Source organism: Leucobacter sp. HNU (assembly GCF_047946755.1).
In the GTDB taxonomy this organism is placed as follows: Bacteria; Actinomycetota; Actinomycetes; order Actinomycetales; family Microbacteriaceae; genus Leucobacter.
In genome coordinates this window covers 577,154-599,609 of record NZ_CP178837.1, presented here as the reverse complement: position 1 = coordinate 599,609, position 22,456 = coordinate 577,154, and the positions used below count along the sequence as shown (strand labels likewise).

19 protein-coding genes and 1 pseudogene are annotated in these 22,456 nt (G+C 71.8%); 12 read left to right on the top strand and 8 right to left on the bottom strand.

Translation table 11 applies throughout. From position 1 onward, the window contains the following. Nucleotides 1–65: 65 nt before the first annotated feature. Together AB3K78_RS02870 and AB3K78_RS02865 are read left to right on the top strand one after the other, a co-directional pair. The gene (locus AB3K78_RS02870; protein ID WP_416446005.1) at nucleotides 66–2,459 is read left to right on the top strand and encodes a 3-hydroxyacyl-CoA dehydrogenase NAD-binding domain-containing protein; all 2,394 of its coding nucleotides are present in this window, start codon (nucleotides 66–68) and stop codon (nucleotides 2,457–2,459) included. A gap of 8 nt (nucleotides 2,460–2,467) precedes the next feature. Beyond that, the gene (locus AB3K78_RS02865) at nucleotides 2,468–3,298 is read left to right on the top strand and encodes an endo alpha-1,4 polygalactosaminidase (protein WP_416446003.1); all 831 of its coding nucleotides are present in this window, start codon (nucleotides 2,468–2,470) and stop codon (nucleotides 3,296–3,298) included. 27 nt (nucleotides 3,299–3,325) lie between these two features. Here AB3K78_RS02865 and AB3K78_RS02860 read toward each other — a convergent pair whose 3' ends face one another. Beyond that, the gene (locus AB3K78_RS02860) at nucleotides 3,326–4,156 is read right to left on the bottom strand and encodes an ABC transporter ATP-binding protein (RefSeq protein WP_416446001.1); all 831 of its coding nucleotides are present in this window, start codon (nucleotides 4,154–4,156) and stop codon (nucleotides 3,326–3,328) included. 188 nt (nucleotides 4,157–4,344) lie between these two features. Here AB3K78_RS02860 and AB3K78_RS02855 point away from each other — a divergent pair, with 188 nt between their 5' ends. Further along, nucleotides 4,345–6,015 (top strand): ABC-F family ATP-binding cassette domain-containing protein, encoded by a 1,671-nt coding sequence (locus AB3K78_RS02855; RefSeq protein WP_416445999.1) that lies wholly within the window; start codon nucleotides 4,345–4,347, stop codon nucleotides 6,013–6,015. A 2-nt stretch (nucleotides 6,016–6,017) separates the two neighbouring features. Further along, nucleotides 6,018–6,518 carry a YbaK/EbsC family protein gene (locus tag AB3K78_RS02850; protein ID WP_416445997.1) on the top strand — a complete coding sequence of 167 codons (501 nt, stop codon included), beginning with the start codon at nucleotides 6,018–6,020 and terminating at the stop codon, nucleotides 6,516–6,518. A gap of 91 nt (nucleotides 6,519–6,609) precedes the next feature. Here AB3K78_RS02850 and AB3K78_RS02845 read toward each other — a convergent pair whose 3' ends face one another. Both AB3K78_RS02845 and AB3K78_RS02840 read right to left on the bottom strand, forming a co-directional pair. Next, the gene (locus AB3K78_RS02845) at nucleotides 6,610–7,176 is read right to left on the bottom strand and encodes an NADPH-dependent FMN reductase (protein WP_416445995.1); all 567 of its coding nucleotides are present in this window, start codon (nucleotides 7,174–7,176) and stop codon (nucleotides 6,610–6,612) included. 82 nt (nucleotides 7,177–7,258) lie between these two features. Then, a complete protein-coding gene (locus tag AB3K78_RS02840) occupies nucleotides 7,259–8,845 on the bottom strand; it encodes an Ig-like domain-containing protein (protein ID WP_416445993.1) in 1,587 nt (528 codons plus the stop codon). Between the two features lie 154 nt (nucleotides 8,846–8,999). Between AB3K78_RS02840 and AB3K78_RS02835 the strand changes: the two genes are divergently transcribed. Then, on the top strand, nucleotides 9,000–9,578 hold the full coding sequence (locus tag AB3K78_RS02835) for a dihydrofolate reductase family protein (protein WP_416445991.1): 579 nt from the start codon (nucleotides 9,000–9,002) through the stop codon (nucleotides 9,576–9,578). Between the two features lie 69 nt (nucleotides 9,579–9,647). Here AB3K78_RS02835 and AB3K78_RS02830 read toward each other — a convergent pair whose 3' ends face one another. Then, nucleotides 9,648–10,418 carry an AraC family transcriptional regulator gene (locus AB3K78_RS02830; RefSeq protein ID WP_416445989.1) on the bottom strand — a complete coding sequence of 257 codons (771 nt, stop codon included), beginning with the start codon at nucleotides 10,416–10,418 and terminating at the stop codon, nucleotides 9,648–9,650. 41 nt (nucleotides 10,419–10,459) lie between these two features. Between AB3K78_RS02830 and AB3K78_RS02825 the strand changes: the two are divergent. Continuing rightward, nucleotides 10,460–11,179 (top strand): annotated as a pseudogene (locus AB3K78_RS02825) (TSUP family transporter); the annotation flags it as partial. Nucleotides 11,180–11,395: 216 nt separating this feature from the next. Here AB3K78_RS02825 and AB3K78_RS02820 read toward each other — a convergent pair. Further along, entirely contained in the window at nucleotides 11,396–13,459 is a 2,064-nt protein-coding gene (locus AB3K78_RS02820; protein ID WP_416445987.1) for an Ig-like domain repeat protein, read from the bottom strand. 145 nt (nucleotides 13,460–13,604) lie between these two features. On the opposite strand from AB3K78_RS02820, the gene AB3K78_RS02815 reads away from it, so the two are divergent. Together AB3K78_RS02815 and AB3K78_RS02810 are read left to right on the top strand one after the other, a co-directional pair. After that, entirely contained in the window at nucleotides 13,605–15,653 is a 2,049-nt protein-coding gene (locus tag AB3K78_RS02815) for an AAA family ATPase (protein ID WP_416445985.1), read from the top strand. Nucleotides 15,654–15,673: 20 nt separating this feature from the next. Further along, complete coding sequence (locus tag AB3K78_RS02810) at nucleotides 15,674–16,366, top strand: helix-turn-helix transcriptional regulator (protein WP_416447290.1); 693 nt, start codon at nucleotides 15,674–15,676, stop codon at nucleotides 16,364–16,366. A gap of 25 nt (nucleotides 16,367–16,391) precedes the next feature. Here AB3K78_RS02810 and AB3K78_RS02805 read toward each other — a convergent pair whose 3' ends face one another. Continuing rightward, nucleotides 16,392–16,895: a winged helix-turn-helix transcriptional regulator gene (locus AB3K78_RS02805; protein ID WP_416445983.1), complete on the bottom strand. Its 504-nt coding sequence runs from the start codon at nucleotides 16,893–16,895 to the stop codon at nucleotides 16,392–16,394. Between the two features lie 95 nt (nucleotides 16,896–16,990). Between AB3K78_RS02805 and AB3K78_RS02800 the strand changes: the two genes are divergently transcribed. Continuing rightward, complete coding sequence (locus tag AB3K78_RS02800; protein ID WP_416445981.1) at nucleotides 16,991–17,545, top strand: SRPBCC family protein; 555 nt, start codon at nucleotides 16,991–16,993, stop codon at nucleotides 17,543–17,545. A 55-nt stretch (nucleotides 17,546–17,600) separates the two neighbouring features. After that, a complete protein-coding gene (locus AB3K78_RS02795) occupies nucleotides 17,601–18,035 on the top strand; it encodes a (deoxy)nucleoside triphosphate pyrophosphohydrolase (protein WP_416445979.1) in 435 nt (144 codons plus the stop codon). Between the two features lie 5 nt (nucleotides 18,036–18,040). On the opposite strand, the gene AB3K78_RS02790 is transcribed toward AB3K78_RS02795, so the two are convergent. Both AB3K78_RS02790 and AB3K78_RS02785 read right to left on the bottom strand, forming a co-directional pair. After that, nucleotides 18,041–19,135 carry a hypothetical protein gene (locus AB3K78_RS02790; protein WP_416445977.1) on the bottom strand — a complete coding sequence of 365 codons (1,095 nt, stop codon included), beginning with the start codon at nucleotides 19,133–19,135 and terminating at the stop codon, nucleotides 18,041–18,043. A gap of 49 nt (nucleotides 19,136–19,184) precedes the next feature. Beyond that, complete coding sequence (locus AB3K78_RS02785; RefSeq protein WP_416445975.1) at nucleotides 19,185–20,834, bottom strand: molybdopterin-dependent oxidoreductase; 1,650 nt, start codon at nucleotides 20,832–20,834, stop codon at nucleotides 19,185–19,187. 266 nt (nucleotides 20,835–21,100) lie between these two features. Here AB3K78_RS02785 and AB3K78_RS02780 point away from each other — a divergent pair, with 266 nt between their 5' ends. Together AB3K78_RS02780 and AB3K78_RS02775 are read left to right on the top strand one after the other, a co-directional pair. Beyond that, nucleotides 21,101–21,358, top strand: a complete 258-nt coding sequence (locus AB3K78_RS02780) for a hypothetical protein (RefSeq protein WP_416445973.1) — start codon at nucleotides 21,101–21,103, stop codon at nucleotides 21,356–21,358. Between the two features lie 44 nt (nucleotides 21,359–21,402). Continuing rightward, nucleotides 21,403–22,350 carry an ATP-binding protein gene (locus AB3K78_RS02775; RefSeq protein ID WP_416445971.1) on the top strand — a complete coding sequence of 316 codons (948 nt, stop codon included), beginning with the start codon at nucleotides 21,403–21,405 and terminating at the stop codon, nucleotides 22,348–22,350. Nucleotides 22,351–22,456: the final 106 nt, after the last annotated feature.

Here is a 22,456-nt window from a genome sequence, read left to right as displayed (position 1 = left end):
ACATTATGTATTAAACCCAGTATGACACCGATTGTCCCGGTGCGCGAGGGCGACGAGAGGCGAAGATGACCGAGCAGCTGCGACGGCGGGTGAACACCCGCGCACGACTCATCGAGGCCGCCGCCGAGCTCACCGCCGAGGCCGGCACGACCCGACTCGCGATCGACGAGGTCTGCCGCCGGGCGGGCTTCACCCGCGGCGCCTTCTACTCGAACTTCGCGTCGATCGACGAGCTGCTCTTCGCGCTGTACGAGACCAAGACCGAGGATCTGCTGGCCGCCATCGGAACACTGGACCCGGCGCCCGACGGCGACGACGTCGAGGACGCGGTCGACCGGTTCCTCTCCGCGGTGCCCGCAGACGCCCACTGGTACTCGCTGCGCGCGGCCTTCGCCCTGCGCGCGCCGCACGACGGCGCCGTGGCCGACGCGCTGCACGAGCACGCCGAGGACATGCGTCGTCGTCTGACCCCCTATGTCGTCCGCATGGCAGGGCCCGGTGGCGAGCTCGTCGACGCCGACGAGGCGACCCGCGTGGTCATCGCCGCCCATGTCGGCGCCGTGCTGCAGGGCCCCTCGTCGACGACCCGGATCGGCTCCGCCGCGACACGGTGCTCGCCGCGGTCCGGGGCCTCCCCCGCCGAGTCGGCGGAGGAACCGACGGCCGAGCCGCCTGACCCACGAGAAGAAGGAGCGAACATGGCACGCGCAGCGATCATCGGAGCCGGAGTCATCGGCCTGTCCTGGGCCGAGCTGTTCCACCGGGCAGGCTGGGAGGTCGCCGTCTTCGACGTCTCCCCCGACGCCGTGCCGAAGGACGCACCCTACCGCGTGGCGGGCGACATCGCGGACGCCGTGCGCGGCGCCGCCTTCGTACAGGAGAACGGCCCCGAGCGCCTGGAGGTCAAGCGCTCGCTGCTCGCCGAGATCGCCGCGGCCGCGACCGACGACGCCGTGATCTCGTCCTCCACCTCCTCGCTGCTGCCGTCCCTGCTCGCCGAGGGCAACGCGCGGGCCGAGCAGATCGTCGTCGGGCATCCCTACAATCCGCCCGCCATCATGCCGCTCGTCGAGATCGTGCCGGCACCCACCACCCGGCCCGAGATCGTGCAGCGGGCGGTCGAGGTCTACCGGACGCTCGGCAAGCGCCCCGTCGCCCTCGCCCGCGAGATCCCGGGATTCGTCGGCAACCGGATCCAGAAGGCGGTGCTCGACGAGGCCATGTGGCTCGTGCAGCAGGACATCGTCGAGCCGGCCGACCTCGACGCGATCGTGCAGCACTCCCTCGGCCTGCGATGGGCTTCGATCGGCGTCTTCGAGGCGAGCCACCTCGGCGGCGGCCCGGGCGGCCTCCGCCACATCATGGAGCACGTCGGCGCCGCACTGGACGGCATCGAGCTCGAGCGCCCGAGCGGCGACCCCGCGGACCTCGCCCGGCTGGTCGAGGCCGTCGAGGCGAGCTACGGCACGGCCGACTCCTATGCGGCCCGCGCAGCGCGGCGCGACCGCATCACTGCAGCCGTCGCGGAGACGGTGGAGCGCGAGCAGCGGGCTCCCGAGCTGCTCGCCCTGACCCTGTATCCGGGCGGCGTCCACCGCGTCGATCCGGCCTCGGGCGAGGTCACGCGCCTCGCCGACCTCGCCGATGAGTGCCCGGACGGCATCGTCGTGCTCCCCGGGCAGGACGAGGTCGCGGTGACGCTCATGGGACGCCCCGATCCGGGCTCCGCACCCGGTCGCGAGCCGAGCTTCGAGCAGCGCAACGGGTCGCTGCACGCGGTCCCGCTGTCGGGCGGCACCCCGCGGGAGCTCGTCGCCCGCGGAGCGTTCACCACCGGCAAGCAGCTGACGCGGGATCCGGGCACCGGCCGCCTCTACTGGTCGGATCGCGAGGGCCGGGGCATCTACCGCTGCGAGGCCGATGGATCGGGGCTCACCGCGCTCGTGCGCACGGACGGCGCAGGCCCGTCCGCCGCGGAGGAGCCCTGCGTCGGCATCGCCGTCGATCCGGTCGGCGGGTACCTCTACTGGACGCAGAAGGGCCCCGCGAAGGGCGGACTCGGTCGGATCTTCCGCGCGGGGCTCGAACTCCCCCACGGCGCGGATGCGCGCTCCCGCACGGACATCGAGACGCTCTGGCATCAGCTGCCCGAACCCATCGACCTCGAGCTGGACCTCGTTGCCGGCATGCTCTACTGGACCGACCGCGGCGCGGACCCCGACGGCAATACGCTGAACCGCGCGCGGATCCCGGCGCCCGGGCAGGCCGGCGAGCCGCCGCAGATCCTCGCGCGCGGATTCCACGAGGCGATCGGCCTCGCCGTCGACCGCGCCCGCGCGGTCGTGTACGTCGCCGATCTGTCGGGTCGGATCAGCGCCGTCGATCTCGCGAGCGGTGCGGTCGACGAGATCGCCGTGCTGCCGGGCCCCGTGACCGGCATCGCGCTCGCCGAGCGGTAGGAGTCCCGATGCTCGAACGGCGCTTCGCGAGTGCGCCCCGGATCGCGCTCGCGGTCGTCGCGACGGTGGCGGTGCTGGGTGCGGTCGGCTGCGCCGCCGCTTCCGAGGTCCGTCTCCCCGACCCGGCGGCGGGATTCGACTACCAGCTCGGCGGTCCCTACGCGCCGCCGCCCGGCGCCACCACGATCGCCCGGGATCGCACGGCGGAGCCGGCCGGTGCGGGGTACGACATCTGCTACGTGAACGGATTCCAGACCCAGCCCGATGCGTCGAAGCGCCTCGCCGCCGAGCACCCGGAGCTGCTGGTGCAGCACGGCGGCGGCCCGCTGGCCGATCCCGGCTGGCCCGACGAGTTCCTCTTCGACACGTCGAGTGCGGCGAAGCGGCGGGCGCTCTCGGACCTCGTGGGCGCCTGGATCGTCGGCTGCGCCGATGCTGGCTACGACGCCGTCGAGATCGACAACCTCGACTCGTACACGCGTTCGGAGGGCGCGTTGCAGCGCGACGACAACCTCGCCCTCGCGGCCGAGTACGCGCGCATCGCGCACGACTCGGGCCTCGCCATCGGTCAGAAGAACACCGCGGACCAATCGAAGCGCTTGCGCGGCCTCGGGTACGACTTCGCCGTGACCGAGTCCTGCGCGGAGTTCGACGAGTGCGGCGCCTACACCGCGGTCTACGACGTCGTGCTCGACATCGAGTACACCGACGAGATCGGCGAGGCCGGTTTCGACGATGCGTGCGCGAGCGCCGACCGGCCGCCGACCATGATCCTGCGCGACCACGACCTCACGACGCCCGGCTCGGCCGACTACGCGTACCGCAGCTGCGCCGGCTGATCCGCACGTCCCCGCATGCCGCGGCGATCAGTTCGCGGCGCGTTCCCGCCGCCTGGCGCGCGCGCCCCAGCGCCCGCCCTCGCGCGTCACCTCGATCGGGTGCTCGAACGCCCGCGAGATGACCTCCGTCGTGACGACCTCCGCGGCAGTCCCGGCCGAGACGATCGCGCCGTGCGCGATCACCACCGCGTGAGTGGTCGATGCCGGGAGCTCCTCGAGGTGGTGGGTGACGAGCACCGTCGTGAGCTCGGGATGGTGCTCGGAGAGATCGTCGAGGGTCTCCAGGAACTGCTCGCGCGCTGCGACATCGAGCCCCGTGGTGGGCTCGTCGAGCAGCAGCAGCCTCGGATCCGATACGAGGGCCCGGGCGATCAGCGCGCGCCCCCGCTCCCCCTGCGACATGGTGGGCCAGACGACTTCGCGGCGGTTCTCCAGACCGACGAGCTCCAGCATCGCGTCCGCCCGCTCGACCTGGCTTCGCTCCGGAGTCCAGCGCATCACGCGCTCGACGGTGCCCGTGAACCCCGTCAGCACGACCTCGCGCGCGGTGATCGCCGATCGGACCGCGTGCCGCGGATTCACGTGGCCGATCTCGCGGCGCAGCGCCTGCAGCTCGACACGGCCGATGCGCCGGCCGAGCACATCGACCGTGCCGCTGGTCGGGTGCTCGACCGCCCCGCAGAAGGCCAGGATCGTGCTCTTGCCCGCCCCGTTCGGGCCGAGCAGCGCCCATCGCTCACCCGGGTCCACCCGCAGATCGATCCCGTGCAGGATCTCGGTGCCCTCGCGGCGGAAGGTCACCCCGCGGAGGTCGAGCACCCCGCGGGGGTCCGGATCCCGCTCTCGATCGTCCGGCATTGCGGCGCTCCCTTCCTCGCACCCGTGCGCAAGGCTTCCCACGCTAGCACCGATCGGCACGGAGTCCTCAACTCCTCTGAGGAATCTTCGGTCGCGAACACCGAAGACGCCGAGGGATCGCAGTGAGCAGCCGTGCCGAAATCGCGATCCACTGCTCGCACCGATCTTCGACTTGCTAGCGTGGACAGATGGCCCATCTCGATCTCTCCGGCATCAGCTACGGACTCCCCGACGGCCGCCCCCTGCTCAACGACGTGTCGCTGCGCGTGGGCGCGGGCGAGCGCGTCGCGCTCATCGGCGCGAACGGCGCCGGCAAGTCGACGCTGCTGCGCATCGCGCTCGGCGAGCTCGCTCCCGACGAGGGTGCCGTCGCACGATCCGGCGGTCTCGGCGTCATGCGGCAGTTCATCACCGGCGCATCGGTGCGTGAGCTGCTGCTCGGCGTCGCCGCACCGCGGATCCGCGAGGCCGCCGAGCGCGTGGACCGCGCCGAGCGGAACATGCTCGAGAAGGGCACCGAGACCTCCCAGATGACCTACGCGAACGCGCTCTCCGCGTGGGGCGAGGCCGGCGGCTACGACGTCGAAGTGTTCTGGGACGTCTGCACCACGGCAGCGCTCGGCATCCCGTTCGATCGCGCGGCGACGCGGCCCATCGAGACGCTCTCGGGCGGCGAGCAGAAGCGGCTCGTGCTCGAAGCCCTGCTCCGCGGCCCCGACGAGCTGATCGTGCTCGACGAGCCCGACAACTTCCTCGACGTGCCGGGCAAGCGGTGGCTCGAGGATCAGCTGCGCGCCTCCGACAAGAGCGTGCTCTTCGTGAGCCACGACCGCGAGCTTCTCGCCCGCTCCGCGACCGCGATCGCGACGCTCGAGCTCGGGGCCCTCGGCAGCACGGCGTGGATCCACCCCGGCAGCTTCGCCACGTACCACGTGGCGCGGGAGGCGCGATTCGAGCGGCTCGACGAGCTGCGCCGCCGCTGGGACGAGGACCACGCCAAGCTGAAGGCGCTCGTGCTCATGTACCAGGAGAAGGCCGCCTACAACGACGGCATGAGTTCGCGGCTCCGCGCCGCGCGCACCCGGCTCGCCCGCTTCGAGGCGGTCGGCCCGCCGCACGAGCAACCGCGAGAGCAGCGCCTCGAGATGCGCCTCTCCGGCGGGCGCACCGGCAAGCGCGCGGTCGTCTGCGAGCAGCTGGAGCTCACGAATCTCATGTTCCCGTTCGACGCCGAAGCCTGGTACGGCGACCGCATCGCGGTGCTCGGCGCGAACGGCTCGGGCAAGTCGCACTTCCTGCGCCTGCTGGCCGCTGGCGGCACCGATCCCGATGTGGAGCACGAGCCGGTCGGCGATCTGCCGATCGAGCCCGTGGCCCACGAAGGGGTCGCGCGGCTCGGCGCACGCGTGCGCCCCGGGTGGTTCGCGCAGACGCAGCGCCGCCCCGACCTCGCCGGCCGCACGCTGCTCGAGATCCTGCACCGCGGAGACGAGCACCGCGCCGGCCGCGACCGCGAGGCCGCTGCGCGGGCGCTGGCGCGCTACGAGCTCGCGCAGGCCGCCGAGCAGACCTTCGATTCGCTCTCCGGGGGCCAGCAGGCGCGATTCCAGATCCTGCTGCTGGAGCTCGGCGGCGCGACTCTGCTGCTGCTCGACGAGCCCACCGACCATCTCGACCTCGAGTCTGCAGAGGCGCTGCAGCAGGCGCTCGGCGCATTCGACGGCACCGTCATCGCGGTGACGCACGACCGTTGGTTCTCTCGCGACTTCGACCGCTTCTGGATCTTCCAGGAGGACGGCGAGGTCGTCGAGTCCCCCGTCCCCGTGTGGGACGAGGGCCGCGTGGTGCGGGAGCGGTGAAGATGGGTACGGCACGCGTGCGCGCGCACCTCGACGAGCTGGGGTTCTCGGGAGCGATCGTCGAGACCTCTGGCTCGAGCGCGACGGTCGAGCTCGCTGCCGAGCAGCTCGGCACCGAGCCCGCGCGCATCGCGAAGACGCTGGGGTTCACCGACCCGAGCGATCCGAGCCGCGCCGTACTCGTCGTCGCCGCCGGCGACGCGAAGGTCAACGGAGGCCGGTTCAAGCGGCGCTTCGGCGGCAAGGCCCGCATGCTGCGCGGCGACGAGGTGCCGGAGCTGACCGGGCACCCGATCGGGGGTGTCTGCCCGTTCGCGACGCACGATCGCGCGCGGATCTTCCTCGACGCGTCGCTGCGCCGGTTCGACCGCGTCTACCCGGCCGCGGGCACGCCGAGCTCGATGGTCGAGATCCCGATCGACGAACTGCAGCGCCTGAGCGGCGCCGAGGACTGGGTGGACGTCACCACGGGTTGGCAGAGCACGGACGCTCCGGCCGCCTGACCCGAGCGGGGAACCGCCCGGCTTCCGGGAACGGTTCAGGAAACGACCGAGGGGCCGGCATCCGCGGATGCCGGCCCCTCGCGTCCTCCGATCAGACGACCGGGCTGAGGGTCTTCGCGGTGTGCGTGTGCAGCGCCTTCAGCCACGAGAGCAGGAAGTCCGCGGTCGACTCGTTGGTCACCTCGCCGTCCTCGGTGATGAGGCCCTCCGTCATGTGGAGGTACGCCTCCGGCTGAGCCAGCTCGGGCGAGGCGAGGAAGGACAGGATCGAGCGCAGGTGCTGCTGCGCGACCGCGGTGCCGATCGCGCCGATCGATGCGCCGATGACCGCGGACGGCTTGCCCGCGAAGCTGTTCTGCCCCCAGGGCCGGCTCGCGGTGTCGAGCGCGTTCTTCAGCACACCGGGCACCGAGCGGTTGTACTCGGGGGTGATCACGATGATCGCGTCCGAGGCCTCGATGGCCCGCTTGAACTCGGCGGCCTCGGCCGGGATCTCCGCGTCGTGGTCGGCCGAGTAGAACGGCAGACCGGCGATGGGGATCTCGGTGAGGTGCAGATCGGCCTGCGGCGCGAGCTTCACGAGCGCCTTCGAGAGGCGCCGGTTGATCGAGGTCGAGGAGATGCTGCCGACGAGGAACCCGACGTTGTACGTGGTCATAGGATGACGATCCTTCCGAGATTTCTATCCAGATGCATACATGGCAACGGGGTCCCCCGCGGCGGCATTCCCGATCCGCGGACTATTTTTCGGAGTTCGCCCGCCGGCGCAGCGCGATCCCGGTCGCGCCCAGGCCGAGCACGATCGCCGCCGCCCCCGCGGCCCAGAACGGCGTCAGCGCAGCGCCGCCCGTGGTCGCGAGCTTCGGCGTCGTGGGCGGAGTCGAGGCGGTGGGCGGCACCGTCGTGGGCGGCACCGTCGGAACCGGCGGCGTGGGCGTGGGCGGCACGACCGGGTTCGCGACGTTCGTGAGCACGAGCTCGACACCCGCGGCCGTGCCCGGAGTCACCTCGTAGACCCCGCTGCCGACGGCCTGCACCCCGGGCCCCGTGAGCACGGGAGTCCCCCAGTCGACGCCGTTCACCTTCGGCAGATCGATCTCTTCGATGACGAAGGTCGAACCGAGGGGCGCGCGGTCGCTCTTCACCGGCTGGCCGGGCCGCAGGGTCATGGTCTTCGGCGCTCCGTTCGCTCCCTTGACCGAGTACTTCACGGTGAAGCTCTGCTCCTGTGCGACGGCGGCCTGCGCCCCGTCGACTCGCTTGACGACGGTGAAACGGGTGAACTGCTTGCCGCTCGCGGTGCCACCGCCCTCGTTCTTGACCGTGAAGTCCGACGACGTGGTCGTGTCCTGCACCGTCGCGGTGTTGCCGAAGACGTCGCCCTCGAGCACCTGCCCGTCGGCCTGGGTGAAGTAGTTCAGGCGGTAGCTGAAGCCGTCCGCGGGCAGTCCCTGGGCCGAGAACTCGAACGACTTGTTGTCGGGCGCGAACTTCACCGAGTAGCGAGCGGGGTCCACGGGAGTCCACTCGCCCACGAACTGGCCGTTCTGCACGGGACGCTGGTTGAGCTGCAGCTCACCCGTGTAGCTGTGGTTCTCCTGCTTGGGGTCGAGGGCGTCCGTGACCGTGAACGCGCCCGCTGCGACCGAGCTGCGCGGGATCCCGATGACCCACTCGATGCGCCCGTCTTTCGCGGTGGCACCGCCGAACTTATAGGGCTGGTCCGGCTCGGTGAGGTCCTCCGGCGTGATCCCGCCTCCGCCGGGCAGGTCGACGATCTCGACCTTCCCGCCGACCTCGAACTCGACGGTGCTGCTGGTGGTCGACTGCGTCGCGATCCCCTGCATCCAGAAGGCTCCGCCGACGCTCTCGAGGCCGTTCACCGCCGAGGTCAGCGTGCACACGACCTGCGGACCGTATCCGTCGCTCGCCTGGCAGGTCGCCATCACGGCGCCGGTCGCAGGATCCGCGAGCTCGAAGGAGCCCGTTCCATAGCGGCTGAACTCCTGCGGCAGCGCCATGCCGAACGTCTCGCCGGCCTGCGCGCCGTTCGGCACGGCCCAGTCGGCCGAGATCCGCACCTGCTCCCACTGGTTCAGCGAGCCGGATCCGCCGCTGTCCTTCGCGATCGAGATGTTCGAGATCGCGCTCGGGTAGGTCACGGTCGGTGCCGCCGCCGCGACCGGCGCCGCGACGGCCGGTGCCGAGAGCCCCAGCAGCCCGGCGGCGAGCGCGAGCGCTCCCGCGAGACCGCTCAGTCGGAGGAACCCGCCTGAGCGTCCCCCGTTCCCCGGTGTTCGCCGTGTGTTCCGTCGTACCTGCTGCATCGTTCCCCCTGTTGAGTCCTGTTTGGGCATACGGAGGTAACACGGGAATCGGGGCGGATCGTGACGCGGCTCCCCCGGGTTCACAGCGGGCGTTCAGCTTCGCGGGCGGATCCCTGCGGTTGCGCACGGGCCGGAGCAGGCGCACCATCGGAGCATGCTGACCATTTCGATGAGCGTCTCGCTCGACGGTTTCATCTCGGACCGCTCGGGCAGCCTGGACTGGGGCGCACCGAGTCCGGAGCTCTTCGCCTTCCAGCTCGATCACGTGCGATCGCTCGGCGCGTACCTGCTCGGTCGGCGCCTGTACGAGACGATGCGCGTCTGGGAGACCGATCCCGCGCTGCGCTCGACTCCCGCGAATGCCGACTTCGCGGACGTTTGGGCGGCGCTGCCGAAGACCGTGTTCAGCCGCACCGTCGATCGGGTGGAGGGGTGCGCGCGGCTCGCGGACGCCCCGCTCCGCGAGGAGATCGAGCGCGCGCTGGGCGAGGCCGGCGGCCGGACGGTGTCGATCGGCGGCGCGGATCTCGCCGGTCAGGCGCTGCGCATGGGGATGATCGACGAGATCCGGCTGCTCCGCTGCCCCGTGATCCTGGGCGGGGGCACGCCGTTCTTCCCAGAGCTCGCGTCTCCGATCCGCGCGGAGCTCGCCGAGCTCCGCCGCTTCGCACCCGGCATCGCGTTCGAGCGGTATCGCCTGCCGCGCGGGGGTCGCTCCTCGGCCACCGGCTGAGGACGCTCGCGGCCCTGCGCTGCAGCTCGACGCGATCCTCGTGTCCGAACCCGTCCCGCATTCGCCGGTTCACGCTCGGGATCGCGGGCGCAGCCGGGACGGCGGCAGGCCGAACGCCCGGGTGACGGCCGCCGTGAACGATGCGGGCGACGCGTAGCCGAGCTCCGCCGAGACCTCGGTCACCGTGCGCCGCTCCAGCATCGGCAGTGCGGCCAGCAGTCGCGCCCGGGCCCTCCAGGCGGCCGGCGAGACCCCGGCCGCTTCCCGGAACCGACGATCGAACGTCCGACCGCTCATCGCCGCGCTCGCCGCCCATTCGTCGTTCGTCACGGCGAGGTCCGGACGGCTCAGGAACGCGCGGCAGAGCGCGCGGAACGGCTCCTCCGCGGGCACCGTCACGTGGAACGGCAGCGGCGCTCCGGCGCGGAGCTCGTGCAGGATCAGCCCGATCACCGCGCCGTCGCGCCCCGAGACGTCGTAGTCGACCGGGAGCCGGCTGGCCTCGCTCAGCAGCTCCCGCAGGAGCGCACCCACCTCGACCACCGTGCAGCGGATCGGCCACCACGGGACCGCCGCGGGTTCGATGTAGAGACTCCAGGTCGTCACGCCGTCCATCCGCACCTCGTGCGGCGTTCCGGGCGGGATCAGCACGGCGCGATCCTCCGGGACGACCCAGGATCCGTCGTCGGTGTCGACCCTCATCACCCCGTGCACGCCGTGCAGCAGTTGGGCCCGGCGATGCGCGTGCCGGGCCAGCAGGAAGTCGGGCGGGTACTCGGTCCCGATCGGCAGCACGTCGACCGGGAGCCGGTCGAGGGCTTCGAGCGATCCGTTGAGCACGGAGCCACCCTACGCTCGAATTGGCTGGAACACGAAGAAGAGTGTCCGACCTTCGATTGCTGACATCTGCCGGTCGGCGATGGACTGGAACGGTGTTCGCCTCCCTCGCCCTCATCGTCCTCATCGGCATCGCCGTCGGCGTTACGACGGCGCTCTTCGGTTTCGGCGGCGGCTTCGTCGCCGTGCCGGTGATCGCGCTCCTCGACGCCGATCTCGGTGCCCGTGCGCTCCCCGTCGCCACCGCGACCTCCGCGCTCGTCATGCTCGTGAACGGCATCGTCGCGACGGTCTCGACCGACCGGCGGACCCTGGCTCGCCTGCGCGGACGCGGGCTCCTGGTCGCGCTGCTCGCCGCGGGCGGTGCCGTCGGTGCGGCAGCGGGGCGGTTCTCGCCCGAGTGGCTGATCCGCTGGGGCTTCGTGGCCTACGTCGCGATCACGATCGCCGACCTCCTGCTGCGCCCGGGGTTCCTGCGCCCCACGCGCCCGGCCGAGAGCGCCGCGCCGCCGCCGGCGCGGAAGGCCGGCGTCCCTGACTCGCTCGGATTCGGCATCGGCGCCGTCGCGGCGTTCCTCGGCGTCGGCGGCAGCGTGATGACGGTCCCCCTGATGCGCCGCGCCGGGACCTCGATGGCCGTGGCGTCGAGCCTCGCGAACCCGCTGACCGTCGCGGTGGTGGCGCCGGCGTTCGCGGTGTCGCTGCTGCTGCCGCCCGGCGTCGAGGCGGCGCGCGCGACGGCGGCGACCCTTCCCGGGCTCGTCGGCTCGGTCGACGTCCCCTCGGCACTGGCCCTGCTCGTCGGCGCGATCCCCGTCATCGTGCTGCTGCGCCGCAGGCCCCGCGGATCCCCGACAGCGTGCACGCCTGGACCTACCTCGCCCTGCTCGCCGTCTCGGCGAGCGCTGTGGCGCTGGCCCGGTGACGAGGTCGTCGGGCCAGCGCCGGAGTCGCGCCGGACGCGGCGCGGCCTCCCGCCGCTACCGACGCGGGCCCATCGCGTTCCGGCGACGGACCGCGGCCGCCGTCGCTGCGGCCGCCCCGCAGATGATGGCGAGCGCACCGAACACCGCCGCGGGCGCCGATGCAGAGCCGATCCCCGTCCGCGTCAGAACCGCCGGGCCGCCCGCGACGAGCGGTGTCGGGGTCGGCTTCGGCACCTGCGGCACCGGAGGCACCGGGGGTGCCGCCGCGACGACGATCTTCACCTCCGCGCTGTGCGAACCGTCGAAGGACGCGTCTCCGCCGTAGGCGGCGCGCAGCACGTGCGTGCCGACGGCCAGGCCCCTGAGCTCCACGGTCGCGGGATCCGCATCGCCGACGGGAATCGCGGCACCGAAGGGAGCGCCGTCGAGGGTGAGCTGCACGGATCCGCCGGGCTCGATGGCCGCGGGCGTCAGAACGGTGGTCGTCACGGTCGCAGTGGTCGTGGTCCCGACCTGGATCGAGCCGAGATCGAGTCCGAGGGAGGTCGCCGTTCGTCCCTTCGCCACGTCGACCGAGACTGCCCCCTGGGGCGCCGCCGAATAGTCGGCGTCGCCCGCGTAGTCGACGGTGAACTCGGAGGTGCCCGGGGTCCAGGCCGGATGGAACTCGAAGGAGCCGTCCGCGGCGATCGGCACCGTCCCCAGCACCCCGCTCCCGGTGGAGACGGTGACCGAGCCGCTCGGCGCCGCGGGATCCGCGACCCGGGCGTCGTTCGCGGCTGCCGGGGTCCCGGCCTCCGGGTCGATCTGCGGGGCCGACCCGGCCAGCACGCGGCCGGTGATCGTCAGGGGTGCGCCGACCTGTGCGGGCGCGGCGCCCGCGAGGTCCGCGAAGTGCGTCGGGGCCGGATCCACGATCTGGGTCAGCGTTCCGGTCGCCGGCGCGAACGGCGCATCGCCCGGATCGTAGGCGAACTCGAGCGCGTGCGTTCCGACGGCCGTGACGAGCCCGGGGAAGCTCGCGGTGCCGTCGGCGGCCACCGGGGCCGAGGCGAGGGCGGTGCCGCCCTCGGACGCGGTGACCGTGCCGGTCGGCACCGCACCACCCTCGGTGTTCGCGACCGCGGCCGTGATCGTGGCGGGCGCGCCGTAGACGGAGCGGCTCTGCGTCGTGACCGCCGAGAGCGAGGTGCCCTGCTCGATCGTGTAGGAGAGCTGCACGAAGCCGTTGCCGCCCCAGTAGCGCTGATCCTGCAGGAGCTGCACGCCGGCGCCGGAGTCGATCCAGCTCTGTCCACCGGCGCCACCGCCGCCGCCACCGCCACCGGCCTTGCCACCGCCGCCGCCGAAGCCCGCGTTGATGCCGGCTCCGCCACCACCGCCGCCACCGGCCGAAGAACTGTTCGCGGCGTTGCCGCCGCGCGTGCCGTCGCCGCCGTTGCCCGCGAACCCGCCGCCGTTGCCGTGCCCGGCGCCCGTGCCGTTCTCTCCCGCCTGGCCGGAAGCGCCGCCCACGCCGCCGCGGTAGTCGACGAAGGCGCCCCCGAGGCCGCCACCGCCGCCACCGCCGCCGCCGACGACCAGCTCGTGGTCACCGGCGGCCGTGCGGATCCGGACGGCGCTCGCTCCGCCGCCGCCGCCTCCGGCGCGGCCCTCGAGCGATCCGGTGTTCCCATTGCCTCCGCGCAGCCAGCCGGCCCCGCCGCCTCCCGGGTTCGACTTCGATCCGGTGGGGCCGCCCATCGTGCTCGTATAGAAGACGAGCGTCTGCCCCGGCTCGACGGGGATCCGAGCGAGCAGCCGTCCGCCGGCACCGCCCGCCCCGTCGGAGGTGATCGACCAGTCGGTGCCCGGGAAATTGACGGATCCCCCGCCGCCTCCGGCCGAACCGGCGACGTCGACCGTGATCGCGTGCACGCCCGCGGGCACCGTCCACTCCTGCCCCGAGAGCGATCCGATGGCGAAGGGGGCGACGTCGGTCGCGGCCGCGGCGGGAGTCGCCGCGGCGAACCCTCCGACGAGTGCGGCGGCGACCAGCGTGGTGCCGGTGAGGCCCGCGGCGAGCGCACGTCGCCTGCGGGCGGGAGGACGGAGGCCGAGCATGATCGGTCCTTTCATCGGGAGACGTTTCCGATCGGAATCTAGGTCGCCGCGGGGAACCGTTTCCGCGCGGGACGCGAAACCTATCCGTCGCTGATGGGCGCGGTTGCGAGTAGCATCGGCTCACGCACCGTCGCACCCGCACGTTCGAGAGGACCACCCGATGCTTCCCGCGCCCGCCGCGATCCCGCATCCCGCGCTCGACCCGGCGGATCATCCGGGTGCCGTGCTCGAAGCCGCTCGGCGGGCGCGCAGTGCGCTGGTCGCCGTCACGGGTCTTGCCGGGGTCGGCAAGAGCACCTGGGTGCGGCAGCTGCTCGCCGCCGGCGAAGGACGGGCTCGGATCGTCGCGACCGCGGCCGACGCTTTCGAGCAGTCGTTCCCGTTCGCCCTGGCCGACAAGGTGGCCCGCGCCGCGGGGGTCCGCGAGGGCCTGCTCGATGCGCCGACCGCGCTCGACCTGCTCTCCGCCGGACGCCTGCTGCTGCCCGCCCTGACCCGCGGCGTCTCGTCCGTCCGGCCGCTCTGCGTCGTCGTCGACAACGCGCAGTGGATCGACGACGCGTCGGCCGGCGTGCTGCGGTTCGTGCTCGGCCGCGTCGCGCACGGCGGGCTCCTCGTCGTGCTCAGCGGGCACGCGCCGCGGGTCACGGCGCTCGCGGAGTCGATCGCAGAGGCGGACCCGACCGCCTGGGGCGAGGTCCGCGCACTGGCGCTCGATCCGCTGGACGCCGCCGGGGTACGCGAGTACGCGTCGCGCGTCCACGGGCGCGAGATCTCGCTCCGGCTCTCGGACCGGATCAGGGACCTCTCGGGCGGGCTGCCCGTGCACATCGACGCTCTCGTCGCCGGGATGGAGCGCACGGCTCCCGATCGCAGCCACTGGGACGAGGACGTGCAGTTCCCGATCGTCCCGGAGAACCCGTTCCACGGCGTAGGCACCGGCGATACGGAAGCGGTCGCCTCGGCCGTCGAGATCTCGTCGGTCCTGCGCGGCTCGCTCGACCGGCACGAACTCCTCGGAGTCGCGAGCCGCCTGGGCGAGCCCGCGGACATCGCCGGGGCGCTCGGCGAAGGGCTGCTCGTCGCCGCCGGCGACCGCGGGATCGCGCCGTTCCACGACCTCTACGCCGCCGATGTCGCGACCCGCATCGACCCGGCGAGACGCCGCGCGGTGCTGGTCGCCGCCGCGGACACCCTGTCGAGCGCGCACCGAGCGCTCGACTGCCGACTCGACGCGGCCGAGGAACTGGACCCGCTGCTCCTGGCCGAGGTGCGCACGACCGCCGCCGGCGCCGTCTCCGAGGGCCAGCCCGATCGCGCGATCGAGTACCTGCGACGGGCGTCCGCGCTGGCGGGCCCGCGGCTGCGCGATGAGCTCGTCGTCGAGATCTGCATCCTCGCAGCGGCCGAGCTCGTGAGCCCCTCGGTGCTCGACCTCCTGCCCGAGCTCGAGCGGATGCCGAGCTCGCCGCTGCGCGACCTCGCCCTGCTGCAGACCAAGCAGATCACCGGCGACATCCCCTGGGCCGCCGGCTTCGCCGCCGAGCTGCTCGCCGCACCGATCGACCATCCGGACGCACGCACCCTCGAACTGCACACCGCGATGCTGGCGGTCATGATCCAGCTCACCACCGGCGACTACGGCCCGCTGCCCGCGCTGCTGGATCGCACCCGCGGCCTCGCGGACGCGCTCGCCGAGCGGCCCGAGCCGGTCACCGACCGGCGACTGAGCCCCTCCCCGCGCCAGCGGAGGTCGGACTCCGCGCGACCGCGCTGCTGGTGCTCTCCGCCGACCGCCTGGGGCTCCGCGAACGCACCGAGGCGGAACTCGTCGCACTCGGCGCACGCATCGACGCAGCCGTCGACTCCCCCGCGCTCTCCGACGCGCTCGTCTGCCGTGCCGGGCACCTCGGCGGGATCGGCAGGATCGAGGAGGCCGCCGCCGACCTCGAACGCGTGGCCCGGCTGCGCGACGCCGGGGTCGCCGGGTGGAGCATCGGCCACGCGCGGGTGCAGCAGGCGTACTGCGCCTGGCTGCTCGGCCGCACCGCCGAGGCGGCCGAACGTCTCGAGGAGGCGATCGCGACCGTGCTCGACAGCATCGACGTCTCGGCCCGGCCGCTCTCCTATCTCCTGCGCGCCGTGCTGCACGCCACCGCCGGCGACACCGAGGGGTACGAGCGCGACCTCCGCACGGCCGCCGAGGTGACGGTCACGGCCTACGACACCATGGGGGTCGAGCTCGAACTCCTCGCCGCGGTGGTCCGCGCTCGCGCAGAGGACCGGCCGGAGGAGGTGCTCGAGATCCTGTCGGACGAGCGGATCGGATCCCGCTGGCTGGCCGGCACCTCGATCTTCACCTACCGGGTGGATGCGCTGGCCGCGCTGGGGCGGGCCGAGGAGGCGGACCGCGAGCTGGCACGGCTCACCGGACTGGCCGGCGACACGTGGGCGCCGGTCTTCGGCAGCCTCGACTGGCTGGAAGGGCGCGTCGCCGAGGCCTACGGCCTGCACGACCGGGCGATCCGAGCGTACCGGCGGGCGGCGAAGCAGGGGCTCCCCGGCCCGCGGGCCCAGGCCGCGTTCGATGCCGGACGGCTGCTGCTCGCCACGGGAGAAGGCGAGGCGGGGGCGCGCATGCTGAGCGTCGCGGCGAAGGGCTTCGGGCCGCTCGGCGCCCACGCCGCGCTCCGGAAGATCGCGCTGCTGCGCGACGCCCCCGCTTCCGAAGCGGACCGCGCGCTCGGCGCCCTCAGCGGTCGCGAACGGGAAGTCGCGGTTCTGGCCGGATCCGGGCTGACCAACAGCGAGATCGCGGAGCGGCTCTATCTCTCCCCCGCGACCGTGGCCTTCCACATGCGCAACGTGCTGTCGAAGCTCGGCTTGCGCTCGCGCCGCGAACTGCGCGGACTGAGCCGCTGATCCGCTGGGGTCGGGCGGGCCGCCGTTAGGCTCCGGCTCGCGATCCGCCGCGACGCGCGGCGAGGTACTCGGCGGGCATACCCGGCCCGACCCGCACGCCGACTTCGTCCGCGGGTACCCGCCCGCAGCTCGCGCATTCGGCGACGGCGCTGACTGCGCTCGCGCCGGGATCCTCCGCACCGGCGGAGGGGCAGTCGAGGTGCCGGTACAGGATCGGCGGATCGATCGGCGAGGCCCACTCATCCCCCCACTCGGTGAGCGCCATGAGCGAGACGGCGAGTGCCCGCCCCTTGGCCGTGAGCGCGTAGTCGCTCGCGCCGCTGCGCTCCATGATCCCGCTCTCGACGAAGGCGTCGAGGCGCGAAGCGAGCACGTTCGTCGCGATGCCGAGGTTGTGCTGGAAATCGCCGAAGCGACTCACCCGGGCGAAGAGGGCGTCGCGGATGATGAGCAGGCTCCAGCGCTCGCCGACCAGCTCGAGCGAACGGGCGATCGAGCAGACCTGGGTGTCGTAGCGCTTTCCCAACATGCTCAGACCGTATCACTTGCGTGATGCAAGTGATCGATCTAGGCTCACTTGCATCACGCAAGCAACGTGATCCTCACTGGACGAAGGAGCCCGAGATGAGCCCGAACTACACCGCCGAGATCACCGTCGCCGCGACCTCGCAGGAGGCATACGACGCGATCCTCCGCGTCCCCGACTGGTGGGGACGCATCACCGGCACCACCACCGCCGTCGGCGACGAATTCGTCTACGTGGTCCCCGGCCTCCACTACAGCGGATTCCGGGTCACCGAGCTCGAGCCCGGGTGCCGCGTCGCCTGGCTCGTGACAGGCAGCCACCTGGACTTTGTCTCGGACACGCAGGAGTGGACCGGAACCACCGTCGCGTTCGACATCTCCCCCGCCGCAGACGGAACGGGCACCACCGTCGTGTTCGCGCACGAGGGCCTCACCCCCGAGGTCGAGTGCTATGAGGTCTGCACGAACGCCTGGAGCATGTTCGTCACCGGCAGCCTGAAATCGCTCATCGAGACCGGCGCGGGGCAGCCCTACGACTTCGACGGCACGGAAGCGCTGACGTCCGACGATCACGAGGACCTGCACCGCGGGGTGCGCGAGGCGCTCGCGTCGGGCGCCGACGGCGGGGCGGCGGCAGCGGGGCGCGGGGCCTGAGCCGGGGACCACATGCTCAGAACCCACGCTTCTCAGCCTTCGCTAGGCTGGCGGCATGCCCGATCAGGAGCACACTCGAACGAGGGACCCAGATCGACTGCGAGTCGTCGCCGCGATCATTGTGAGCGCAGGTGAGGTGTTGGCTTGCCGAAGAAACCCAGAACGATCCGCAGGAGGCCTCTGGGAGTTCCCTGGCGGCAAGATTGAACTCGGCGAATCCCCCCAGTCGGCCCTCCGACGTGAAATCCACGAGGAGCTCAACACGGCGATTGAAGTTGGTGATCAAGTAACCATTGACGTCACGATCGTAGAAGGACGCGCCATCGAACTCACGTGCTTTCGAGCATATCTTCTGAGCACTCGACCCTCTCGGAGCACTGATCATGATCAACTCATATGGATTTCGCCCAGTGAGCTAGAGCGACTTACATGGGCGGCCCCAGATATCCCCGCGGTCCGAGTGCTTGTCGCAGAGGCACGAGAGTCCTAGCCTCTCTAGAGCTCTTCAAACCCGCTCCTCGTCGGCGCCACTACGCGGATGCTGAGGCTCGCCGCGAGACCCAGCAGTTCGTTTTCTGGGCGGCCCGGTAGCAGGATCACCGGATCAGCCCGCACCCCTGCGCGCTTGGCCACATAGGTGTAGTCAAGCACCTGCCCGATAGCGGTTCTCACAAAGGCACGAGCAGTGGACCTCTTCGCTTCCACGATCCAGTTCAGAGCAGGAACGTAGAAATCAGGCTCAATCATGGTATTTCCCGCTCTGAGCTGTAGCCGGCAGGGCGCGGTATCGCGACTGATCAGCCATTCGCCGAATGATGCCTGCAGCTCAAATTCGGTCCGAGACACGACCCTCCGATTTGGAAGCGGCTCCCCGTCTCCCTCGATCGTCAGGTCGAAGTATTCCGGAGGGGTCCAAAGAGAAATTCGAGCCATGTCGTCTGAGAATTGGTCGGCAGGGGGCAGTTCACCGCCGAAAGCCGGCAAGAGGTCAACCCGCGCAGTGATCGGAGTCAGGTTGAAGATGATCCCTCGCCGTGGCTCGCCTTCAACGTCCGGAATGGTCTCCATCCGCAACGGCGGATCCCACAGTTCGAACACCCCCACGTAGGTCGCAAAGATACCGTTGGTCCGCAACAGGCGGATAGTTTTGCCCCGCGCGGCAGCCTCGCGGATAGCAAGATTCCCACGCACTAGACGTTGGTCCCCGGTCTGCCCTTCTCCGGTATAGGCGTAGATCCCGTCCTCGCTCAGCCCTTCGAACTCGTCGTATCCATATCTCCTTCCAGCCGCAGGATCAGTAAAGATCAATACGTCTGGGATCCTCTTTGGAGTAGAGATTCCGCCTTGTTGCTGCCCCCCGTAGGCCTCGTGCAAGGCCCGGCGTCGCACTGTATCGCCTGGTTCAAGCCCCCAACCCAGTGGAGGCCGAGTTCCGGACTGAAGGATCAATCGCTCCACAAGTTGGACGAGATCATCGGAAAATTCCCGATGCTCGATTGGTGATTTCATGCTGTCCCTCAGGAATTCAAGGAGCCAGCCTTGCGACGTGCCGAAATGAAGCGCCAGCTGAAGAATCGTGCGGTTTGCCATTCGCATAGACTATCGACGCAGAGTTTCCAGTCTCAGCCTCCATGCTCGGTCAACTTCCGACGGTCACCGGGATCGTGTGCCAGCCCGTCGCACCGTCCGGCGCGGGCGGCGCGACCTCGCCCGTCTGCACGGTGCCGTCCCGGGCGATCGCGCGGCAGCGGATCTCGTGCCGACCGGCATCCGCCGTCCACGGCAGGCTCCACTGCACCCAGGTGTCGTCCGAGATCGCCGGGGCGAGGGTCGCCCGCTGCCACGGACCGTCGTCGATCCGTACCTCGACCGCTGCGACCCCGACGTGGGGCTGCCAGGCGATTCCCGCGATCGCGGTCTCCCCCGCGGCGAGCGTTCGCCCCGCCCGCGGCACGTCGATGCGCGACTCCAGCTTGATCGGGCCGCGCGCCGACCAGCCGCGATCCGTCCAGTAGGCGGTCGCCCGGTCGAATCGGGTCACCTCGAGATCGGTGACCCACTTCGTCGCCGAGACGTAGCCGTACAGCCCGGGCACCACCATGCGCACGGGAAAACCGTGCTCGCACGGCAGCGGCTCGCCGTTCATCCCGATCGCGAGCAGCGCGTCGCGATCGTCGGTGAGCGTCTCGAGCGGCGTCCCCGCGGTGAATCCGTCGACCGAGGTCGAGAGCACCATGTCGGCGCCGCTGCTCGGCTTCGCGCGGGCCAGCAGCTCGCGGATCGGGACCCCGAGCCAGACGGCGTTGCCGACGAGGTCGCCGCCGACCTCGTTCGAGACGCACGACAGCGTCGCCGTCGTCTCCGTCATGGGCAGCCGCAGCAGCTCGTCCCAGCTCAGCTCGATCTCCCGCTCGACCATGCCGTGGATCCGCAGCTTCCAACTCGCGGGGTCCACCGTCGGCACGATGAGGGCGGTGTCGATCCGGTAGAACTCCGAGTTCGGAGTGATGAGCTTCGTGATGCCCGGCACATCGAGCTCGGCGCCCGCGGGGATCGCGGGCCCGGGCGTCGCCGGACGCGGCAGCCGGATCGCCTTGCGCACGTTCGCCACCGCGGTGGATCCGGTTCGCGCGGCCGTGCTCGCGATCGCGAGCGCGATGCCGAGCGCGGCGGTGCCGACCGCCCAGGCGAGGAAGCGGCGACGTGAGGGGTCGAGGATCCGGACCGGCTCCCCGGCTGAGGTCGGCTCCCCTGCCGAGGTCGGCTGCGGCGTCGCGGGCCGGGATCCTGGCTCCGCGCGGAGAGGCTCTGCTCGGTGCGGCTCCGAACGGTGCGGCTCCGCCTGCGTGATCGGCGCGGGCCCCGGGAACCGGTCCCGCAGCAGCCGGAGCGCACCCGCGGCGGCGAACCCGGCGAGCAGCGACGGCGCCCAGGAGAGCTCGGACGCCTCGGCCCGGGTCAGCGACAGCCCGCCGACCGCGAGGCCCAACGCGACGAAGGCGACGATGCCCGTGCGCCGCCAGCGGGCTTCGCAGAGTCCCGCGACCGCCGCGACGACGAGCAGCGCGACGGCGATTCCGGTCAGCAGGGCGGCCTTGTCGGAGGTGCCGAACCAGGCGATCGCGGTGTCCTTCGCCCAGGCGGGGGCCGCATCGATGAGCGTGCCGCCGATCACTGCGAACGGCCCGGACGCCGGCGCGACGAGCGCCGCGGCCAGTTCGCCGGCGCCGACGCCGAGCAGCGCGGCGGAGACTCCCGCGATTGCGGCGAGCGCTCTGCGACCGTTCATGCGCTCAGGATAGGCACGCCGGGCTGCGGAACGGCCGGATCCTTACCGCACCGTAATACCTCGCGCCCCAGTTCCCGCCGAGATTGCAGTTGTCCAAGGAATGAAGCCCTATTCCATGCACGACTGCAATCTCGACGGGAAACGGGGTACGGCGGCGAAGGGAGCGCCCGGAATAAGGATCCCCCGGCGAAAAATAGGGCACCTGCCCGATGGGGCCGAGGGTCCTGAGCGAGGAACGTAGGACCTACCGAGACAGGGAGAGCATCATGGACCTCAACACCTACATGGGATACCGCGTCGCCGAGCAGGAGATCGCGCAGGCCGCAGCGCGGGCCGAACGGGCGCGCCTCGCGGCCGAACGCCCGGATCAGGTCGTTCCGCGCGTCGGGATCGTGGGCCGCACGCTGGCCGCGTTCGCCGCCCGCCGCGTCCCGACCACCGCCGCTGGACCGCGCACGGTGGGCCCCCGCACCGCGTGCGAGCACGCCGGGAGCGCGAGCGACCGCACCCCTCGCCCGGCGTGATCGGGACCGCCGCGAATGTCGGTGGCCGGTGGCCGGATGAGACCATGCCACTCGCCACCGCCTCCGCCGCGCTGGTGGGCCGCGACACCGAGCTCGCGCGCCTCCACGACGCGCTGGGTCGTGCCGAGTCGGGCGAGGCTGCGTCGCAGCTCATCGGCGGCGAAGCCGGCATCGGCAAGTCGCGCCTCACGGCCGAGTTCCAGCGCGCGATCACCGGCCGGGCCACCGTGGTCACGGGCTGGTGCCTCGACTACGGTTCGACCCCGGCCCCCTACGGTCCGCTCCCGGCGATCCTGCGCGGCGTGCTCGAGGCGCTCGGCGACGCCGCCGACGAGGCCGCCGGCCCGGGTCGCGACGCCCTCCAGCTCCTCCTTCCCGAGCGCACCGCCGGACCGATCGATCGCTCGGCGATCCGTCCCGAGGGGCTCGGCGAGACGATCGCGAACCTCCTCGAGGCCGCCGCGGCGACCCGCCCGGTCGTGGTCGTCGTCGAAGACCTGCACTGGGCCGATGCCGCGACGCTGTCGATGCTGTCGTTCCTGCTCCGCGCGCTCGCCGGGCGGGCGGTCCTGTTCCTCCTCACCTGTCGCGTCGACGAGGTCCGTCGCGGCGGACCGATCCGCGCGTTCCTCGCGGAAGCCGAACGCGCCCGGCTCCTCGAACGGCTGCCGCTCACCCGGCTCGACGCCGTCGCCGTGCGCGATCTCGTCGTCGGGCTGCGCGGCGCCGTCGACGACGCGGAACTCGCGCACCTCGTCGAACGCAGCGAGGGCGTCCCGTTCTTCGTCGAGGAGCTGCTCTGCACCCCGAAGGGCCACTGCCCGACACGCTGCGCGACGTGCTCCTCGCCCGCTTCGACAGCCTCGGCGATGACGCCCAGCGCATCGTCCGCCTGGCGTCCGGGTCCGAGGGCCCCATCGCGCACGAACTGCTCGCCGAGCTCTTCGCCGCCGGCGACGAACGACTCGACGACGCGCTGCGCGAGACCGTGACCGCAGGCATCCTCACCATCCGCGACGGCGAGGCATACGGCTTCCGTCACGCGCTGCTGCGCGAGGCCGTGCACGAGGACCTGCTCCCCGGCGAGCGCGCGCGGCT